Here is a 17,700-nt window from a genome sequence, read left to right on the forward strand (position 1 = left end):
CGTATTTTTCAATTGAGCTATTTGACTGTGCTAACGCTCTACCGATAGAAGTTAAACTCAGTCTTGCGCCATGTTTAACTGCATCAACAGCTTCCATTAATGACTGTTTAATTCGTTTATCAAATTTAATTGGATCTATCATATTTAGTGTGGATAATGTCATTTGATGTCTGTATCTGTTAGGTTTGTTTTTTGGCGAAAGTATATTTAACAGATCACAGGCATCACTTCAAAAATTTGTGGGGATCCTTAAGGCTGAAGCCTCGCCTACAAAGAGGCTTGTAGATTGGGCTTCAGCCTAATAATTTTAAACATCAGATATAAAATACTCACTTCTTAACTCTACCTTAGTAATGTTTGTTTTGTATTCACCGAAATAAATAAACTGATAAAAAACTCTAATATTTCACTAAATACAAAAGTAAATTAGTTTTCTAATACTTTATATGCAAATAATCATTTGAATTAATAAATTAACTGACTATAATGCGCATTCTAAAAAATACCTAACAAGGTAGGATAGCTTTGTTAAATAACAAAATCAGGGATGTTATGAACAACTCACAAATATTTAAAACGTCTAGTAATTCAGACTTTTTAATTTACAGGCTTTTAGACTCCTTTTTTATAACTCTTTCATTAATTTTATCTGCAAATTTATACGGCTTAACTTTAGGTAAAAATTATTTATTAGTTTTGCTCGTTGTTTTATTTTCTTTTTTATATTTCAGTGAAGCGCTAAATTTATATCGCTCATGGCGAGCGGGAAAATTCAGGCATATGGTCACGCATGCTTGGGGGATATTATTGTTATCATTTTTAGTTTTGCTTGTATTTGCTTTTGGATTTAAATTATCAGAACAACTCTCTAGAGTCACAATTGCTTTATGGTTTGTTTTAAGTGTAATTAGTTTGTTTTCGTGGCGATTTGCTTTTCGAGTTTATAAATTAAACCGTATTAAAATGGGTTTAAACATGCGAAAGGTTGCAATTATAGGTGCCACCCAAGCGGGCGCTAATATTTATAATCAAATAAAAGAACATGATGAATTAGGGTATGATTGCATCGGTTTTTTTGAAGACAGAGAGCCTAGCCGTTATTTTGAAGAATCCTACTTTCAGGTTGCAGGTTCAATAGAACAAGCCATTGAAATGGCTAAAAAGGGTGAAATCGATGTTATTTTTTTAGCGCTCCCTTTTAAAGCCGAAGAGCGTATTGCAAATATTTTAGCAAATCTAGGTGATACCACAGCAGATGTGCATATTGTACCTGACTTTTTAATGTCTAACTTAATGCATGCGCGAATCGATCATGTCGGTGATTTAGATACATTGAGTGTTTTTGAGTCACCTTATTTTGGGTCTCGCCAATTACTGAAACGCACTGAAGATATTATTGCTGCAATAGCAATTTTAGTCTTAATTTCTCCAGTCTTAGCCATAGTATCTTTAGGTGTTAAATTAACTTCTAAAGGCCCAGTTTTATTTAAACAAGACAGATACGGCTTAGGCGGCGAGCACATTAAAGTGTGGAAATTCCGTTCTATGTCAGTGCAAGAAAACAGCTGTAACGTTGTTCAAGCCACAAAAAATGATGTGCGTATTACCAAGTTTGGTGCTTTTTTAAGACGCACCAGCTTAGATGAGCTACCTCAGTTTATTAATGTCATCACAGGGGATATGTCTATTGTTGGCCCAAGGCCTCATGCAGTTTCACATAATGAAGAATATCGAAAAAAAGTAGAGTTTTATATGTTACGCCATAAAGTGAAACCTGGGATCACTGGTTGGGCTCAAATTAATGGCTGGCGTGGTGAAACAGATACTTTAGACAAAATGGAAAAGCGCGTTGAATTTGATTTTCAATATATTAAACATTGGTCTTTGTGGTTCGATATAAAAATAATTTTTTTAACAGTTTTTAAAGGTTTTACAGGTAAAAATGCTTACTAATTTAAAGGAAAAGAAAATAATGAAAAAATCAATTTTAGCAACAGTCATTGCTGGAACGATTTTCAATATGGCTTATGCAATTGAGCCTGCGGGCATTAATATGGAAAACGGTGTTACCGTAACCCCTATTATTAATATGGGCACTAAAATAGACGATAACATATTTAGTAAAGCGACGGATGAAAAAAGCAGTGCGATAGTAACAATTGCGCCTTCTGTTAATTTTTTACTAAATGATGGCATAAATCAGCATAGCTTAGATGTTGGCATTACATCAGGCACATATCTTTCAAGCTCAGACGATAACTTTTTAGATGGTTTTTTAAGCTTCAACAGCCATTTAGAGCCGTCATCACAAAGTCGTTTTGATTTTGCATTAGATGCAAATTGGGTAACAGAACCTCGTGGTACAGGTATTACAGAAGGCCTAGGTGATAATGTTACAGAACCATTAACTTATGCAGATCAAACTTTTGCAGCGGGTTACGAATATGGCGCATTGAGCACGCCAGCGCGTATTGCTTTTGAAGTTAAATATTATAACAAAGGTTATACTAATTTTTCTGATACAACTCAGTATCGTGACTTTGACTCTGTAAAGCTAGGTTCAACTTTTTATTATAATACACATGCTGCTACTGATGTATTTGTAGAAGTAAATCAAGATGCGATTGAGTACGATAATACTAAAGCGAATGAAGTTACCCGAAATTCAGATGATTACCGTGCATTAGCCGGTATAAAATGGGAAGCAACTGCATTAACTTCAGGTACAGCTAAACTGGGTTATCAGAAAAAAGATTTTGAATCAGCCTCTCGTGCTAATTTTAGTGGTTTAAGTTGGGAAGCAGGTGTAATTTGGCAGCCATTATCTTATACAATAATTGCATTTGATACATCCCGTGCAGCGCGCGATCCTAATGTTGAAGGTGACTACATTAATGAAAGTCAATATTCATTAAACTGGACTCATAACTGGAATGAAAAAATAAGTTCAACTCTTGGTACTTCATTTACAGATGAAGATTACAGTGGTGTGAGCCGTACTGATGAGACAACAACTTACTCAGCTTCAGTTAATTACTCATTAACACGTTGGATAGATATGTCGGCATTTATTGATGTAACAGATAAAGACTCAACAAGAGATGGCATTTTATTTGATAAGAATGTTATTGGCATGAACTTTACAGTTTCTATGTAGGACAATAAATGAACAAGCTTTTTTTAGGCTTGGTGCTATTTTATTTAAGCATTTTGGGGCAAGTTAACGCCCAAGATGCTTATAAATTAGGGCCTGGTGACAAAATTGAAATTAAAGTTTATGGCCAAGATGATTTGACCGTGGAAGCTTTATTAGGAAATAGTGGCATTATTAATTACCCATTTTTAGGCGAAATTAAAGTAAAAGGTTTAACAGTTAAACAAGTCGAGAATCTTGTTATTAAAGGTCTAAAAGGCGATTATTTAATCAATCCGAATGTATCAACGCAAGTTGTAGAGTATCGTCAATTTTATATTCATGGTGAAGTTAAACAGCCTGGTGGCTATTCATATCAGCCAGGTATGACAATAAACCAAGCAGTTGCTTTAGCAGGTGGTTTAACTGAGCGTGCATCAAAAGAGAAAATATTTTTATTTCGAGAAGATGATAAAAATAAACAACTTTCAGCGCAGTTAAGTACAGACGTTTCCCCTGGTGATACTATCACAATTGAACAAAGGTTTTTTTAAGTGAGAAACATAGAATTAAACGGCAAAGCTAAACCCGAAGCCGAAGAAGTAATTGATCTTCGTCAATATTTTAATGTTATAAATAAATATAAATTTAAAATATTTTTCTTAGCCTTATTTGTTGCTATTTTTGCTGGCATAATTGCTATGAAAATGACGCCTATTTATAAAGCAACGGCAACATTACTTATAGAAGCAGAACAAGCTCAAGCAGTTAATTTTCAAGAAGTTATGGGTCTGGATTCTGGCCGTAAAGAGTATTATTTAACTCAGTTTGAAATTTTAAAGTCACAAACCATTGCTAAAAAAGTGATTGAAAGATTAAATTTTTCTGAACTTCCTGAGTTTAATAAACCGCCGTCAACATTTGCCTCATTAAAAACATCAATCAGACAGAGTATTCCTTTTTTGCCAAAACAGAAAAATATAACTCTATCACAAGAAGAAGTTGCAGAACAAAAAATGCAAACTCTGCTTAGCATCTTTTCAGATAGACTTACAATAAGCCCAGTACGTAAAACACAACTTGTTAAAATATCTTTTGAGTCTGAAGATGCTAAGTTTGCAGCTAAAGTCGCCAATGCTGTTGGTGATGTTTATATTGAAAACCATATGACATCTAAAATGGATGTCAGTCAAAAAGCGGCGGGTTGGTTAAGTAGTCGTTTAATTGATTTAAGAGTGCGTTTAGATGAGTCTGAAGCAAAATTACAATCGTATCGTGAACAAGAAAACTTAATAGATGTTGAAGGCGTTGTTGGTTTATTGTCAAAAGAGTTAGAACAAACAGCCAATCAGTTAGTTGTATCTCGAAATGATAAAAATAAACTGCAAAGTATTATGCGTGTTATTAATGAATATGGTCGTAATGATTTATCTCGTTTAGAAAGCATACCTGAAATCACCTCCCATAAAGTGATACAAGATGTAAAAAAAGAAGTTGCATCTGCTGAGCGAAAAGTAAGTGAACTGGCTCAAGTATACGGTTTTAAACATCCTAAAATGATTACAGCTAAAGCTGAGTTAAAAACGGTAAAATCCAACTTAAGCAAACAAGTACGTTCATTAGTAACTGGCATTGAAAAAACAGTTAAAACTTCGCAGGCAAATGTCACAGCACTAGAGCGTGAATTAAAACGAATTCGTGCTGAGTATCAAGGTGTAACACGTAAAGAAAATGACTACCGTAAACTTAAACGTGAAGTGCAAACTAACCGCCAATTATTTGATACATTTTTATCTCGCTCAAAAGAAACTGAAGTAACCAGTGATTTTAATGCGGCCGTAGCCCGTTTTACCGACAGAGCCTATAAACCTAATGAACCAGTTAAACCGAAAAAGAGCTTAATTGTAATGCTTGCATTTGTAGCGAGTTTTGGTTTAGGCATTGTAATTGCGTTTGTAATTGAAACATTAAACGATACGGTTAAGTCCTCTTCTGATATTGAAAATAAACTTGCGCAACGTATGTTAGGTTTACTACCTATGATAGCCCATAAAAAAGGGGAAGACTTAGGCATACATTACTTCTTTGAAAAAGAAGCAAGGCAGTTTTCAGAGTCTGTCCGTACCTTTAGAACGGGTTTTGTTTTAAGCCAAATGGATAAAGACTCAAAAATTATTGCTATCACTTCTTCTGTTCCAAATGAAGGTAAAACAACCACCTCGAGCAATTTAGCATTTTCATTAGGTCAAATGGAAAAAGTATTATTAATAGATGCTGATATGCGCAAACCCAGCGTATGTAAACGTTTTGGCATACCTGCTTATCATCCTGGTTTATCGAACTTGATTATTGGCTCAGAAAAAGCAGAAGATTGCATGTTTGTTGATGAAAAGTCTGGTTTGAGCATTATGCCCTGTGGCCAAATGCCTGCAAACCCACTTGAGTTATTATCATCACCGCGTTTTGCTAAAATATTAGATGTACTTAAAACGAAATTCGACCGCATAGTAATAGATACAGCACCTGTACAAGCTGTAAGTGATTCTTTAGTTATATCACGCCATGTTGATGCACTTATATATGTTGTTAGAGCTGATAGTACACGTATGGGCATGGTTAAAACGGGGTTAGGGCGTTTAATTGATGCTAATGCAAAAGTTGCGGGCATTGTTTTAAACCAAGTAGACATGAAAAAAGTAGGCAGCTATGGGAATTATCATGGTTACTACGATTATTACGGTTATACCGACGAAAGAAAAACTGCATGATAGATATACATTGCCACTTAATACCTGGTATTGATGATGGTGCAAGAGATGAAGCTGATGCTTTGTCTCTTTTGCGTATGGCTGTAGAAAACGGCACTAAACGTATGGTGGTCACGCCGCATTTGCATTTAGGTCGCTTTGATAATACAAAAACCATTATCTGGACTGAGCTATTAGCAATTAAACAGGCCATGTTTCAAGAAAATATTGAGCTAGAGCTTGCCGCTGCTGCAGAAGTACGCATTGATGCAGAAATAATTCCTATGATCGAGCAGAAAAAGATCCCATTTTTAGGACAAATTGACGGGCAAAACTTTTTATTATTAGAGTTACCTCATAGTCATATTCCACCAGGCTGCGATAAATTAATTAAATGGCTGATAGGTCAGGGCATTACACCTTTGATTGCACATCCAGAACGTAATCGAGATATTTTAAAATCTCCTGATAAAATTAAAATGCTACAAAGATTAGGGTGTTGGTTTCAATTAACAGCATCATCCTTAACGGGTGGTTTTGGTGAAAGCTGCCAGTTATTATCAGAACAGTTTTTAAAAGAAGGCATAATTAACGTTGTTGCATCTGATGGTCATAATATTAAACGCAGGCCACCATTGTTAAAAGATGCATATCAAAAAGTATGTGAGTTAGTTGATGAAAATACAGCGCACCAACTTTTTTGGCAAAATCCTTATAACATTACAAAGTCTTTGTTTATATAAATGCATGAGCAGCAGGCTCGCCTTTGGCCTTGCTGATTTAATAAAAAAGAAATAACAAGGTACACTTTTGACTCAAACTAAAAACGCTATTTTCAAATATTTCACTGTTGGTATTTTAAGTATTTTATGTTTAACCACTTTAGTTATTTCTTATAGCTGGGGCATGGCCAATGCATGGTATTTTAATGCAAGCTATTACATTGATGATTGGGCAAAATCAGGAAAATTAAAAAATAAGATTGATTACAACAACGCACTGGCTGCAATAAATAAAGCGGTGAGTTATGACTCTGAACATCCCCATTACCACCATATCAAAGCACGTATTATTCATTGGGGGATCGGTGCTGGTTTTGAAAAAAAACTTGATTTTAGTGATGTAAAAATCTTATATAAAACATCATTATCACTTAGGGAAGCTTGGCCTGATCCTTGGATAGATTTGGCCCGTGTCAATTTTATAATTGAAGGTTTAACCGATGAAACCCAAAGTTATATAGATACAGCACTCCACTATGGCCCGTATCAACAAAGTGTGACTTTAGGTACGCTCAGTTTATTAATGCAAGGCTGGAATAATCTAAAACCCAACCAAACGTCATTGTTTTATAAGCAGCTACCAATTGCCTTAAACCAAAATAAGCTAATTTATAAAACATTTGAATTGGCCAAACATAATAAATTAGAAAAAATATTATGTATTCAAATTAAATATAATGCTGAATTAGCCTCTTTAAAAAAGTCTCATGCAAGTAGGCGGTTCTGTAAATAATTTATAGTCGTAATATATCTATAAAAAAATAATCCAAACCGGAAATAAGTTCAATCCTACAATTAATTGATTTTATAGTTTGATGTAGGATTAAGGCTGAATGAATACACTTTGACAATAAAACCATTATACGAATACACGTCTATTTATACTGCACACCCTAAGTGCAAAACCCATTCAATTTAGTGCAAATTCAATCTTAAGTCTAACAGATAATCCATAACAACTTGAAAAATAACAATAAAAACAATGGCACTTTTATTGCCCTCTAGTTTAATAAAACTAAATCAGTTTGTTGCAAGGGGTTGAGATGGATAACAATAAAACAAAAATAATCGTTATTGGTAATGGCATGGTAGGTCATCACTTTGTAGAAAGTATGTTAGCAACAGGGGAAGCTTGTGAGATCACAGTATTATGTGCTGAATCTAGACTTGCTTACGACAGAGTACATTTATCAGAATATTTTTCAGGTAAAACTGCTGAAGACTTAGCTCTAACAACAGGTGAACAATATACTGCTTTAGGCGTTAAATATGTTACAAATGAAAAAGTAATAGAAATAAACAAAAAACAAAAATTTGTTACAGCCAGCTCAGGTCAAAGTTATATTTATGATAAATTAGTACTTGCGACTGGGTCATACCCATTTGTACCGCCGATCCCTGGAAATGATCAAGAACATTGCTTAGTTTACCGTACTATTGATGATTTAGAAGCGATAAACCGTTCAGCTAAATCAGCAAAGGTAGGAGTTGTAATAGGGGGAGGGCTATTAGGTTTAGAAGCTGCAAATGCCATTAAACAATTGGGGCTTGAAACACATGTTGTGGAATTTGCCCCCCAATTAATGGCTGTTCAACTTGATGAAGCGGGCGGGCAGTTACTTAAAGATAAAATTGAAGCTTTAGGTGTTACTGTTCATACACAAAAAGCAACACAGGTGATTGAACAAGGAGATAAGTGCCGTTATAAATTACTGTTTGCTGATGGTTCAATACTTGAAACAGATTTAGTACTGTTTTCAGCAGGTATTCGTCCCCAAGATAAATTAGCTAAAGATTTTAATTTAGCACTGGGTGAGCGTGGTGGAATTGTTATTAATGACAACTGCCAAACATCTGATGATGATATTTTTGCCATTGGTGAATGTGCATTATGGCAAAACCGTATTTTTGGCTTAGTAGCACCAGGTTATACTATGGCACGCACTGTTGCAAGTCAGATATCGGGTGGGAGTTTAACTTTTACTGGTGCTGATATGAGCACAAAATTAAAGTTAATGGGTGTAGAGGTTGGCTCAATTGGCGATGCTCATGTTAAAACGCCAGGGGCTAAATATTATGGTTATGAAAATCAAGTTACTGGAGTCTATAAAAAATTAGTTGTAAATGAAGACCAGAAAAAACTGCTCGGTGCTGTGCTTGTTGGTGATACAAGTGATTACGATACTTTATTACAATATGCGCTGAATGATATAGATTTACCTGAGTTTCCAGAAGCACTTATACTACCACAAGCATCAGGCTTAGAAGTTGCAATGACTGAGCTTCCAGACTCAGCCATGATCTGCTCATGTCATAATGTTACCAAGGGCGATATAGTCGCCGCTATAGATACAGGTGCAACTGAATTATCTCAAATTAAACAATGTACCAAAGCCAGTTCTGGTTGTGGCGGTTGTGCTGCATTATTAAAAACAACCGTTGATAAAGTACTTGAAACAAGAGGAGTAACAGTAAAACAGGATATTTGTGAGCACTTTGCTTATAGTCGAAAACAACTATTTCATATTATTCAAGTTGAAAAAATCCGAAGTTTTGCTACCTTGATTGCTGAGCACGGCAAAGGTCATGGCTGTGAAATTTGCAAACCTACTGTGGGCTCTATTTTGGCTTCAGTTTGGAATGATTATATTCTTAAACAAGATCACCAACCATTACAAGATACCAACGATACCTACCTCGCTAACATGCAAAAAGATGGCACCTATTCGGTTGTCCCACGGATTGCAGCAGGCGAAATCACACCAGATAAACTCATTGTATTAGGGGAAGTAGCTAAAAAGTATCAACTATATACCAAGATCACGGGTGGTCAACGTATTGATTTATTTGGCGCTAGGGTTGAACAACTTCCCCTCATTTGGCAAGAACTCGTTAATGCAGGTTTTGAAACAGGCCATGCATATGGCAAATCACTACGTACGGTTAAGTCTTGCGTTGGGAGTACTTGGTGCCGTTATGGTGTTCAAGATAGTATTGCTAAAGCATTAGATCTTGAGAACCGCTATAAAGGTTTGCGCTCCCCTCATAAAATAAAGTTTGCAGTATCGGGTTGTACTCGAGAATGTGCAGAAGCACAAAGCAAAGACATAGGTGTTATTGCAACTGAAAATGGTTGGAATTTATACGTGTGTGGTAATGGTGGTATGAAACCTCGACACGGTGATTTATTTGCAACAGATTTGGACGATAAAACGCTCATTAAATATATAGACTGTATTTTAATGTTTTATGTGCGCACAGCAGAACGTTTACAGCGTACATCAGTGTGGTTAGAGCAACTTGATGGCGGCCTAGAATATTTAAAGCAAGTAGTGATCGACGATAGCTTAAATTTAACACATGAACTTGAAAATCAAATGCAAGATATTGTTGATAGCTATCAATGTGAATGGAAAACCACGATAGAAAACCCCTCATCTCTTAAACGTTTTCGTCAATTTGTAAATTCTGATGATATAGATAGCAATATTCAATTTGTATCTGAACGCTCCCAAATAAGGCCTGCAACTGATGTTGAAAAACAGATCACAACTAAATTAATTCCAATTGTTGAAGTGTAAGGGCATAAACATGAAAACAACACAAACAAACCTAACAACAAACTGGCAAACCGTGTGTCAACAAAATGATTTAGTTAATGACTCTGGTATTTGCGCTTTAATTGAAAATCAACAAATTGCACTTTTTTATCTTAAAGGGAAAGAACAAGTTTTTGCTATTACCAATTACGATCCAATTGGCAGAGCGAATGTATTATACCGAGGAATTTTAGGCTGTATTAATAATGATATTGTCGTTTCATCACCTTTATATAAACAACATTTTTCATTAGTTTCGGGGCAATGTTTACAAGATGAAAAGTCAAAAGTAACCGTATTTGAAACTCGAATAATAAATCAAGAAGTACAGGTTAAAATACAAGTACAACAGAAAGTTGCATAATAACAAGATGGGGTTGTAATGAAAAATACCACAAGCAGTTTAAAACAAACAACGTGTGCATATTGTGGAGTAGGCTGTGGTATTGATGTTTCAGTTTCACAAAATAATGAAGTAACAATTTCGGGGGCGGCAGATCACCCCGCAAATTTTGGAAAACTATGCATTAAAGGAAGCAAACTCGCAGAGACAATAACCAATGATGGCCGTTTACTTACACCTATGATTAGTAATAAAGCCGTCAGCTGGCCAAATGCGGTTAAACACGTGGCAGGTCAATTAAATAAAGTTATTGAACAGTATGGTCCCGATTCAGTGGCATTTTATGTTTCAGGTCAATTACTAACTGAGGACTACTATGTCGCTAATAAACTGATGAAAGGCTATATCGGCACCGCAAATATAGATACAAATTCACGTTTATGCATGTCTTCTGCTGTATCTGCTTATAAACGTGCATTTGGTGAAGATTTAGTACCAAATAGTTATCAAGATTTAGACAATACCGATTTAATTATTATGGTAGGCTCAAATGCAGCTTGGACACACCCTGTGTTATTTCAACGTATGCAGCGAGCAAAAGCACTAAACCCACAGTTGAATATTATAGTCATAGATCCTCGCTCAACGCCAACCAGTGAATCTGCAGATTTAACACTTAATTTAAAACCTGGAAGTGATACTGCGTTATTTAATGGGCTATTAGCTTATTTAGCAAATCATAAATTATTGGATACTGATTTTATTGGAAATCACTGTAATAATTTCAATGATACCTTGGCTATGGCAAAAAAATATACCATTGAATATGTTGCGCAATTTTGCGAGCTAAAACAAACAGACATTCTTCATTTTTATAAAATATTTGCAGCCACTGACAAAACAGTGAGTTTTTATTCTCAAGGCATCAACCAATCAAGTTCTGGTGTTGATAAATGTAATGCCATTATTAATTGTCATTTAGCCAGTGGTAAAATTGGAAAGCTTGGCTGTGGCCCTTTTTCAATTACAGGCCAACCCAATGCTATGGGGGGGCGAGAAGTGGGGGGGTTGGCGAATCAACTTGCTGCGCATTTAGATATTGAAAATTGTGAACATCAAAAAATTGTTCAAACATTCTGGCAAAGCCCAAAAATTGCAAATAAAGAAGGTCCAAAAGCGGTTGAGCTATTTAATAAAATAAAACAGGGCCAAATTAAAGCAGTATGGATCATGGCAACTAATCCAGTTGTAAGCTTACCCGATAGTAATCAAGTTATAGCAGCATTAAAAGCCTGCCCATTAGTGATAGTTTCAGACTGTGTTGATAAAAACGATACTTTAAGCTTTGCAGATGTAAAGCTACCAGCAACTGGTTGGCTTGAAAAAAATGGGACAGTTACTAATTCAGAACGTCGTATTTCTCGCCAACGCGGCATAATGCCACCCGCAGGCAATGCAAAACATGACTGGCAAATAATATGTGATGTTGCAAAAGCAATGGGCTTTAATGGAGGGTTTAATTATAGTCATCCAAGTGAGATATTTTCAGAACACGCAGCCTTATCTGGGTATAAAAATCAGGGAAAACGGTGTTTTGATATATCGCCTTTGGCTGATTTATCAATTAAAGAATATGATCTATTAAAACCTATTCAATGGCCTATAAAAAAAACAAACGGTCAAACAATGGGTACAGACTCTTTATTTACAGATAAACAGTTTTTCACAAAAAATAAAAAAGCGAATTTTATAGCAGTAGAAGCCAAATTATCAGTTGCTCAAACGAGTGATAAGTATCCAATATTGCTAAATAGTGGCCGTATCAGGGACCAATGGCACAGTATGACGCGCACCGGTACAACTTCTTCATTAACTGAGCATATTAACAAACCACAGTTGAGTCTAAATCCAATACAAGCTGAAAAATTAGGTATTAAAACAGGTGATCTTGTTACTACTTCATCAAATACGGGCAATGTAATTTTATCGGCATTGCTAACAGATCACATACGCCTAGGTGAGGCTTTTGCACCTATCCATTGGAATAAACAATATGCATCAAACGCTACTATATCAAACCTTTATAGTGCAATCACAGATCCAATTTCTGGACAACCAGAGTCAAAACAAACGGCTATAAAAATTAGAAAATGTGAATTTAAATATCATGGTCAATTACAATTATCTTCAGATATTAAAGCACAGTTAACTCCTGTAGCAGAGTATTGGTTAAAGCAGCGTTTAAATCACAGTTTTAATTATGACTTAGCTGATAATAAAAACGGCTTTATAACAACACATTGGTATAAGCCTATGATGGGTAAAGCGGGAGAGTGGATAAGCTTAGGTCAAAATAATAATGCCAAGCAAGTCATGCTTTATATAATAAACAATAAACTAAAAGCTGTTTTAATGCTTTCTAATCAAATAATACCTGATATATCTCCTTGGATTGACCATTTATTTTCTCAAGAATCGATTAATTTAAAAACAATACAGCAGCTCTTAGCGGCCAAACCTGACAATACGTTTTTAAAAGGCAAGCTTATTTGCAGCTGTTTTAAAGTTTATCAAAATGATATTACAAAGGCTGTACAGCAAGGTTGTAATTCCATTGAAAAGCTTGGCAAAAAACTAAAATGCGGTACTCATTGTGGCTCCTGTAAATCAGAAATAAATAACCTGTTAAATAAAACAATAATAACAAAACCTTTAGTAATAAAAGAAGGAAGCGCAGCATGAATATCGTTAATTTTCATAACCCCTTAGATTTGGGAAAAGTATATTTAATTGGTGCTGGACCAGGGGATGCAGAGTTATTGACTTTAAAAGCCTTTAAAATTTTGCAACAAGTCAATGTGGTTTTTTATGATAGTTTGATCACAGATGAAATGTTAGCGCTGATCCCAAAAAAAACCAAAAAAGTATTTGTTGGTAAACGTTGTGGTAAACATAGTATTAAACAAAATGATATTTGTAATTTATTAGTACAAGCAGGATTATCGGGCAAAATTGTAGCTCGATTAAAAGGAGGGGATCCAAGTATCTTTGGACGTTTAGCCGAAGAAGCTGATGCGTTAACGCAACATAAAATTCCTTTTGCAATTATTCCGGGTGTAACTGCTGCTTCAGGCTGCGCCGCTTATTCAGGTATTCCATTAACACATAGGGATTACTCTCAATCAGTGCAATTTATTACTGCCCATCAAAAAAGTGTGCTATCAGAGCCAGATTGGGAAAGTTTATCAAAAAGTCAAAATACACTTGTTTTTTATATGGGGTTAAATCGAATAGAGAAAATAAGTAACTGCTTGATGGAGCATAATATGAGTATGGATATGCCAATTGCAGTCATAGATAAAGGTGCAACACTTGAACAGCAAGTGCTTACAAGTACATTAAAAGATATCACTAAAGCGCTCAAAGGGTTAAAATTATTAGGACCCGCATTAATTGTTGTAGGTCATGTCGTAAATGCACGTCAAAATATAGACTTAAATTTACTATTTGAACAACATAGAGAAGACTATAAAGTTAATGAATAAATATTTAGCACCATTTAGTGAATATATTCGTCATATTGGCCGCGGTAAAAAAGCAGGGAAATATTTAACGCAAGAACAAGCATTTGATGCTATGAGCCAGATAATAAATGGTGATGTTACAAAAGAACAGCTTGGTGCATTTTTAATGCTATTAAGAGTACGAGAAGAAAGTGAAGCTGAATTGGCTGGATTTTTACAAGCCGTCCGACTAACTACTTTACCTGAATTATCTCAGTTAAAAAATATTTCTTTAGACTTAGGGTGTTATGCTGGAAAACGCCGCCAATTACCTTGGTTTTTATTAGCCGTATTAACTTTGGCTAATTCTGGTAAAAAAATATTTTTGCATGGTACTAAAGAGCCTGAATCACAAAGGCTTTACTTAGCACAAGTATTAAAAATACTTAACTTACCCATGAGTAAAAATATCACTCAAGCAAAAGATTCATTAACAGAGTTTGGCTTTTGCTATATGGAATTGGCGGATATTAATCCCAAGCTAAAGCATTTAATAGATTTACGCTCACTTTTTGGTTTGCGTACTTGCGCTAATACTTTGGCACGTATGCTTAATCCAACAAATTCACACACCAGCTTACATGGCGTGTACCATAGAGAGTTTGATGAACGCCATATTCAAGTTGCAAATTTAGTAAACGATAAAAATGTGGGATGTTTTAGAGGCGAAGGTGGAGAAGTTGAAGTGAAAGCCGATCGTGAATTTTCCCTGCATTTAACCGATGAAAACGCTCAAAATAAAATAATTGAATTCCCACAGTTATTTACTGGTCGACAATATAAAGCAGATATGGAAAACATTTCACTATTAAAATCTGTTTGGCAAAACACACATAAAAATGACTACGCTGATGCAGCAGTCATTGGAACTTTAGCAGTGATGATAAGTGTGATGGAAGGCTCTAAAAGCGATGTTTCTTTGATAAAAGCAAAAGCACTTTGGCAGCAAAGAAGTAAGGGCTATTTTTTTAGCTAAATATTTAAAATATACTCAATTAAGTTTAAGCCTTAATAATGATAACTGATTTTCAATATGACATTTTGACCCGGATAGGTATGTTGCGTAGAAAAACTTAATCCATCAGCAGAGCGTACTCCAGGATCCGCAATAGATGAGTTAAAGAGATTATTAATTTTTAATGACATTGTGATATTACTTTCAAAAATATTTTGTTTTAATAAATGTAAATCCATCACAAGATAGCTATCGACTTCATTTCGAGGATTAGTTTTGGCTGTAGTTCGCTCACCTACATATCGCGTGATCATATAAATACTCGATTTATCATCATACTGCCATACTAAACCAAAATTAACTTTAATGTCTGTTACGTTCGGAATGTCATCAGACATGCCCTCAAACTCTTGTTTTGGGGACTGATAACTTATCGCTGAAAAGCCACTTAGATCATTGGATAAAGTAAATAGGGTTTTAAATTCAATACCTTTGATTTTAGCATCACCTAAGTTTTGATTTTGAGTATTATTAGCACCATTACCATCAATATCACCAATATCCACGTTTGAAATAATAGTATCGGTTAATTTATTACTAAAAAAATTGGTTTCCAGATAAAAATCATCATTGAATTGATAACCAGCACTAAACTCTAAATTATGCATTAACTCAGGTTCTAAATTTGGATTGGGTATTCTGGTAGTGGTTTTACTGAAGGTATCAAAGCTATTCGGTGCTCTAAATGCCGAGCCGTAAAGGGCTTTTAATGTCAGTTTTTCTGTAACCTGATTTACAATTCCTACTCTAGGATTAGTGGTATCGCCATAGATATTATTTTGATCTCGTCGGATCCCCAAGGTGAAAATTGTTGAATTTAAAATATTGGTTTCAAATTGATACTGGCCATAAAAGGCTCTGTTTTGATAATCATCTGAGATCCTTTCATCAACAAACTCCCAACTAAGTGGTTTTTCAGAATTGATAGAAACACCTCGATAACCCCGTTCAATATTGCTGTTTTCGAAATTAACGCCAAGAATAAGAGCCTGTTGGTCATTAATAAAGTAGCTTGTTTGTATTTCAATGCCTGTTAAATTTGAAGAGTGGGTAAAAGGTAAGAAATTGAATGCGTTATCACTTAGTTTGCCATAAACATAACTGTCATCAGCTATTTCTGTCTTTCTGTAGTATATCCGTTCGTCAATAATTAAATTTTCATTAATATTTTGTTGGGCTGTGATGGCTAATGTATTGGTGATTGAGTGCCATAAACTGCCTTTTTGTCCATCAATACTTATTGGTGCTATGGTGCCATAAATATCTTTTCCCTCGGTATTATTATAGCCGTACAATGGTAAACCAAAAAATTCAGCCGATGAATTAGAAAACTGCCCATGTCCCATAGGGCGATCATAGCGACTTGCATTAATACCAAAATAAGCAGTGTTTAATTTCACGTTCAAAGAATATGCATCATCTATATAACTGAGTGAATAGTTTGGATGGCGTTCCTTAAAAACGGGTCCATCGCTATTATAGATAGAACCTGAGAAAACATAATCAATATTATCAACAACATCACCAAAACTAAAATTCATTAAACGCGTACCAAATGAACCTCCACCGATTTGAAATTCAGCACCTCTAATATCTTTACCTTTTCTTGTAATGATATTTATTATACCGCTAAATGCATTAGCACCATATAATGCAGATGCGGGCCCCCAAATAACCTCTATGCGCTCAACATTATGTAAACTATATTGCGGTCCACCTAATACATTTCCTTCTAATATATTATTTTCGACAATACCATCTATCATCATTAAAGTGCGTTTGTTTTCATCGCCATATGCTCCCCTAGGGGACCAAATAAGTGGAAATGTGCCTTGCACATCAACAAAGTCGATACCGGGTAAATCACGTAATGCATCTTCAATTGATGTATAACCACGTAGTAAAATATCTTGAGAAGTAACAACCATTATTGTTGCAGGTGCTAGTTGAAAGGGTTCAGGTAATTTAGAGGCTGTTATAACTTCGAGTTGTAAGAGTTGTTCTATAGATAAATTAAATAAATCGTGTTTTTCATTCATTTCTTCTTTAGCATAACTACATGGAATACATAATAAACAGCATATACTGAAATAATTGAAGTTAACAAATTGAAAATTAAACATAAGAATAATTCCATAAGATGTACTTTAATCAACCTTCCTTTGATTATTTAAATGTAGACTATTAGCCTGAGTCATAAGATAAGATAGTATAATTTATTGGGTATTGCGAAATTTACATTCATGCCTCCTATTTTAGTATGCGAATAAATAAAATAGTTGAAAAGTAAGGATGTGAATTTTAGCTTAATAAAAACACAATAGAACGTACCTAAAATTGCGCAAGATCAAAGCTTAAATTTAAAATAATTCTAGGGGCTGTTGATCTTTGTTTGAATTTTGTGCGTAAGTGACAATCTCGTATAATTCACTTCGCCAAAACCAAACTAAACGAGATTGTCATGCCCCGATTAATGCTCACTGATGAGCTGTGGTCGAAACTAAAAGCTATATTGCTT

General features: G+C 34.9%; 12 protein-coding genes. 11 read left to right on the forward strand and 1 reads right to left on the reverse strand.

Annotated features, from left to right (window positions below; translation table 11 throughout):
* Positions 1–552 precede the first annotated feature (552 nt).
* The 11 genes from BM088_RS25065 to BM088_RS25115 all read left to right on the forward strand — a co-directional run bounded on the left by BM088_RS25065 (position 553) and on the right by BM088_RS25115 (position 15,143).
* Complete coding sequence (locus BM088_RS25065; protein ID WP_091991399.1) at positions 553–1,953, forward strand: undecaprenyl-phosphate glucose phosphotransferase; 1,401 nt, start codon at positions 553–555, stop codon at positions 1,951–1,953.
* 19 nt (positions 1,954–1,972) lie between these two features.
* Positions 1,973–3,157 (forward strand): outer membrane beta-barrel protein, encoded by a 1,185-nt coding sequence (locus tag BM088_RS25070; RefSeq protein ID WP_091991401.1) that lies wholly within the window; start codon positions 1,973–1,975, stop codon positions 3,155–3,157.
* Between the two features lie 8 nt (positions 3,158–3,165).
* Positions 3,166–3,687 carry a polysaccharide biosynthesis/export family protein gene (locus BM088_RS25075; protein ID WP_091991404.1) on the forward strand — a complete coding sequence of 174 codons (522 nt, stop codon included), beginning with the start codon at positions 3,166–3,168 and terminating at the stop codon, positions 3,685–3,687.
* Between the two features lie 9 nt (positions 3,688–3,696).
* Positions 3,697–5,901 carry a GumC family protein gene (locus tag BM088_RS25080; protein ID WP_091991428.1) on the forward strand — a complete coding sequence of 735 codons (2,205 nt, stop codon included), beginning with the start codon at positions 3,697–3,699 and terminating at the stop codon, positions 5,899–5,901.
* A complete protein-coding gene (locus BM088_RS25085) occupies positions 5,898–6,623 on the forward strand; it encodes a tyrosine-protein phosphatase (RefSeq protein WP_091991407.1) in 726 nt (241 codons plus the stop codon). Before BM088_RS25080 ends, BM088_RS25085 begins: the two co-directional genes overlap by 4 nt.
* A gap of 67 nt (positions 6,624–6,690) precedes the next feature.
* The gene (locus BM088_RS25090; protein ID WP_091991410.1) at positions 6,691–7,395 is read left to right on the forward strand and encodes a VpsP family polysaccharide biosynthesis protein; all 705 of its coding nucleotides are present in this window, start codon (positions 6,691–6,693) and stop codon (positions 7,393–7,395) included.
* 310 nt (positions 7,396–7,705) lie between these two features.
* On the forward strand, positions 7,706–10,243 hold the full coding sequence (nirB, locus tag BM088_RS25095; protein WP_091991413.1) for a nitrite reductase large subunit NirB: 2,538 nt from the start codon (positions 7,706–7,708) through the stop codon (positions 10,241–10,243).
* A 10-nt stretch (positions 10,244–10,253) separates the two neighbouring features.
* Positions 10,254–10,625 (forward strand): nitrite reductase small subunit NirD, encoded by a 372-nt coding sequence (nirD, locus tag BM088_RS25100; RefSeq protein WP_091991416.1) that lies wholly within the window; start codon positions 10,254–10,256, stop codon positions 10,623–10,625.
* 18 nt (positions 10,626–10,643) lie between these two features.
* A complete protein-coding gene (locus BM088_RS25105) occupies positions 10,644–13,346 on the forward strand; it encodes a nitrate reductase (protein ID WP_091991418.1) in 2,703 nt (900 codons plus the stop codon).
* The gene (cobA, locus tag BM088_RS25110; protein WP_091991421.1) at positions 13,343–14,149 is read left to right on the forward strand and encodes a uroporphyrinogen-III C-methyltransferase; all 807 of its coding nucleotides are present in this window, start codon (positions 13,343–13,345) and stop codon (positions 14,147–14,149) included. The genes BM088_RS25105 and cobA overlap by 4 nt, the downstream gene beginning before the upstream one ends.
* Positions 14,142–15,143, forward strand: coding sequence for a glycosyl transferase family protein (locus BM088_RS25115; RefSeq protein ID WP_091991423.1), 1,002 nt, complete (start codon positions 14,142–14,144; stop codon positions 15,141–15,143). The genes cobA and BM088_RS25115 overlap by 8 nt, the downstream gene beginning before the upstream one ends.
* A 32-nt stretch (positions 15,144–15,175) precedes the next feature.
* Here BM088_RS25115 and BM088_RS25120 read toward each other — a convergent pair whose 3' ends face one another.
* Positions 15,176–17,305 (reverse strand): TonB-dependent receptor plug domain-containing protein, encoded by a 2,130-nt coding sequence (locus tag BM088_RS25120; RefSeq protein WP_091991426.1) that lies wholly within the window; start codon positions 17,303–17,305, stop codon positions 15,176–15,178.
* Positions 17,306–17,700 lie beyond the last annotated feature (395 nt).

Origin of the sequence: Pseudoalteromonas denitrificans DSM 6059 (genome assembly GCF_900112265.1) — a bacterium.
Lineage (GTDB): Bacteria > Pseudomonadota > Gammaproteobacteria > Enterobacterales > Alteromonadaceae > Pseudoalteromonas > Pseudoalteromonas denitrificans.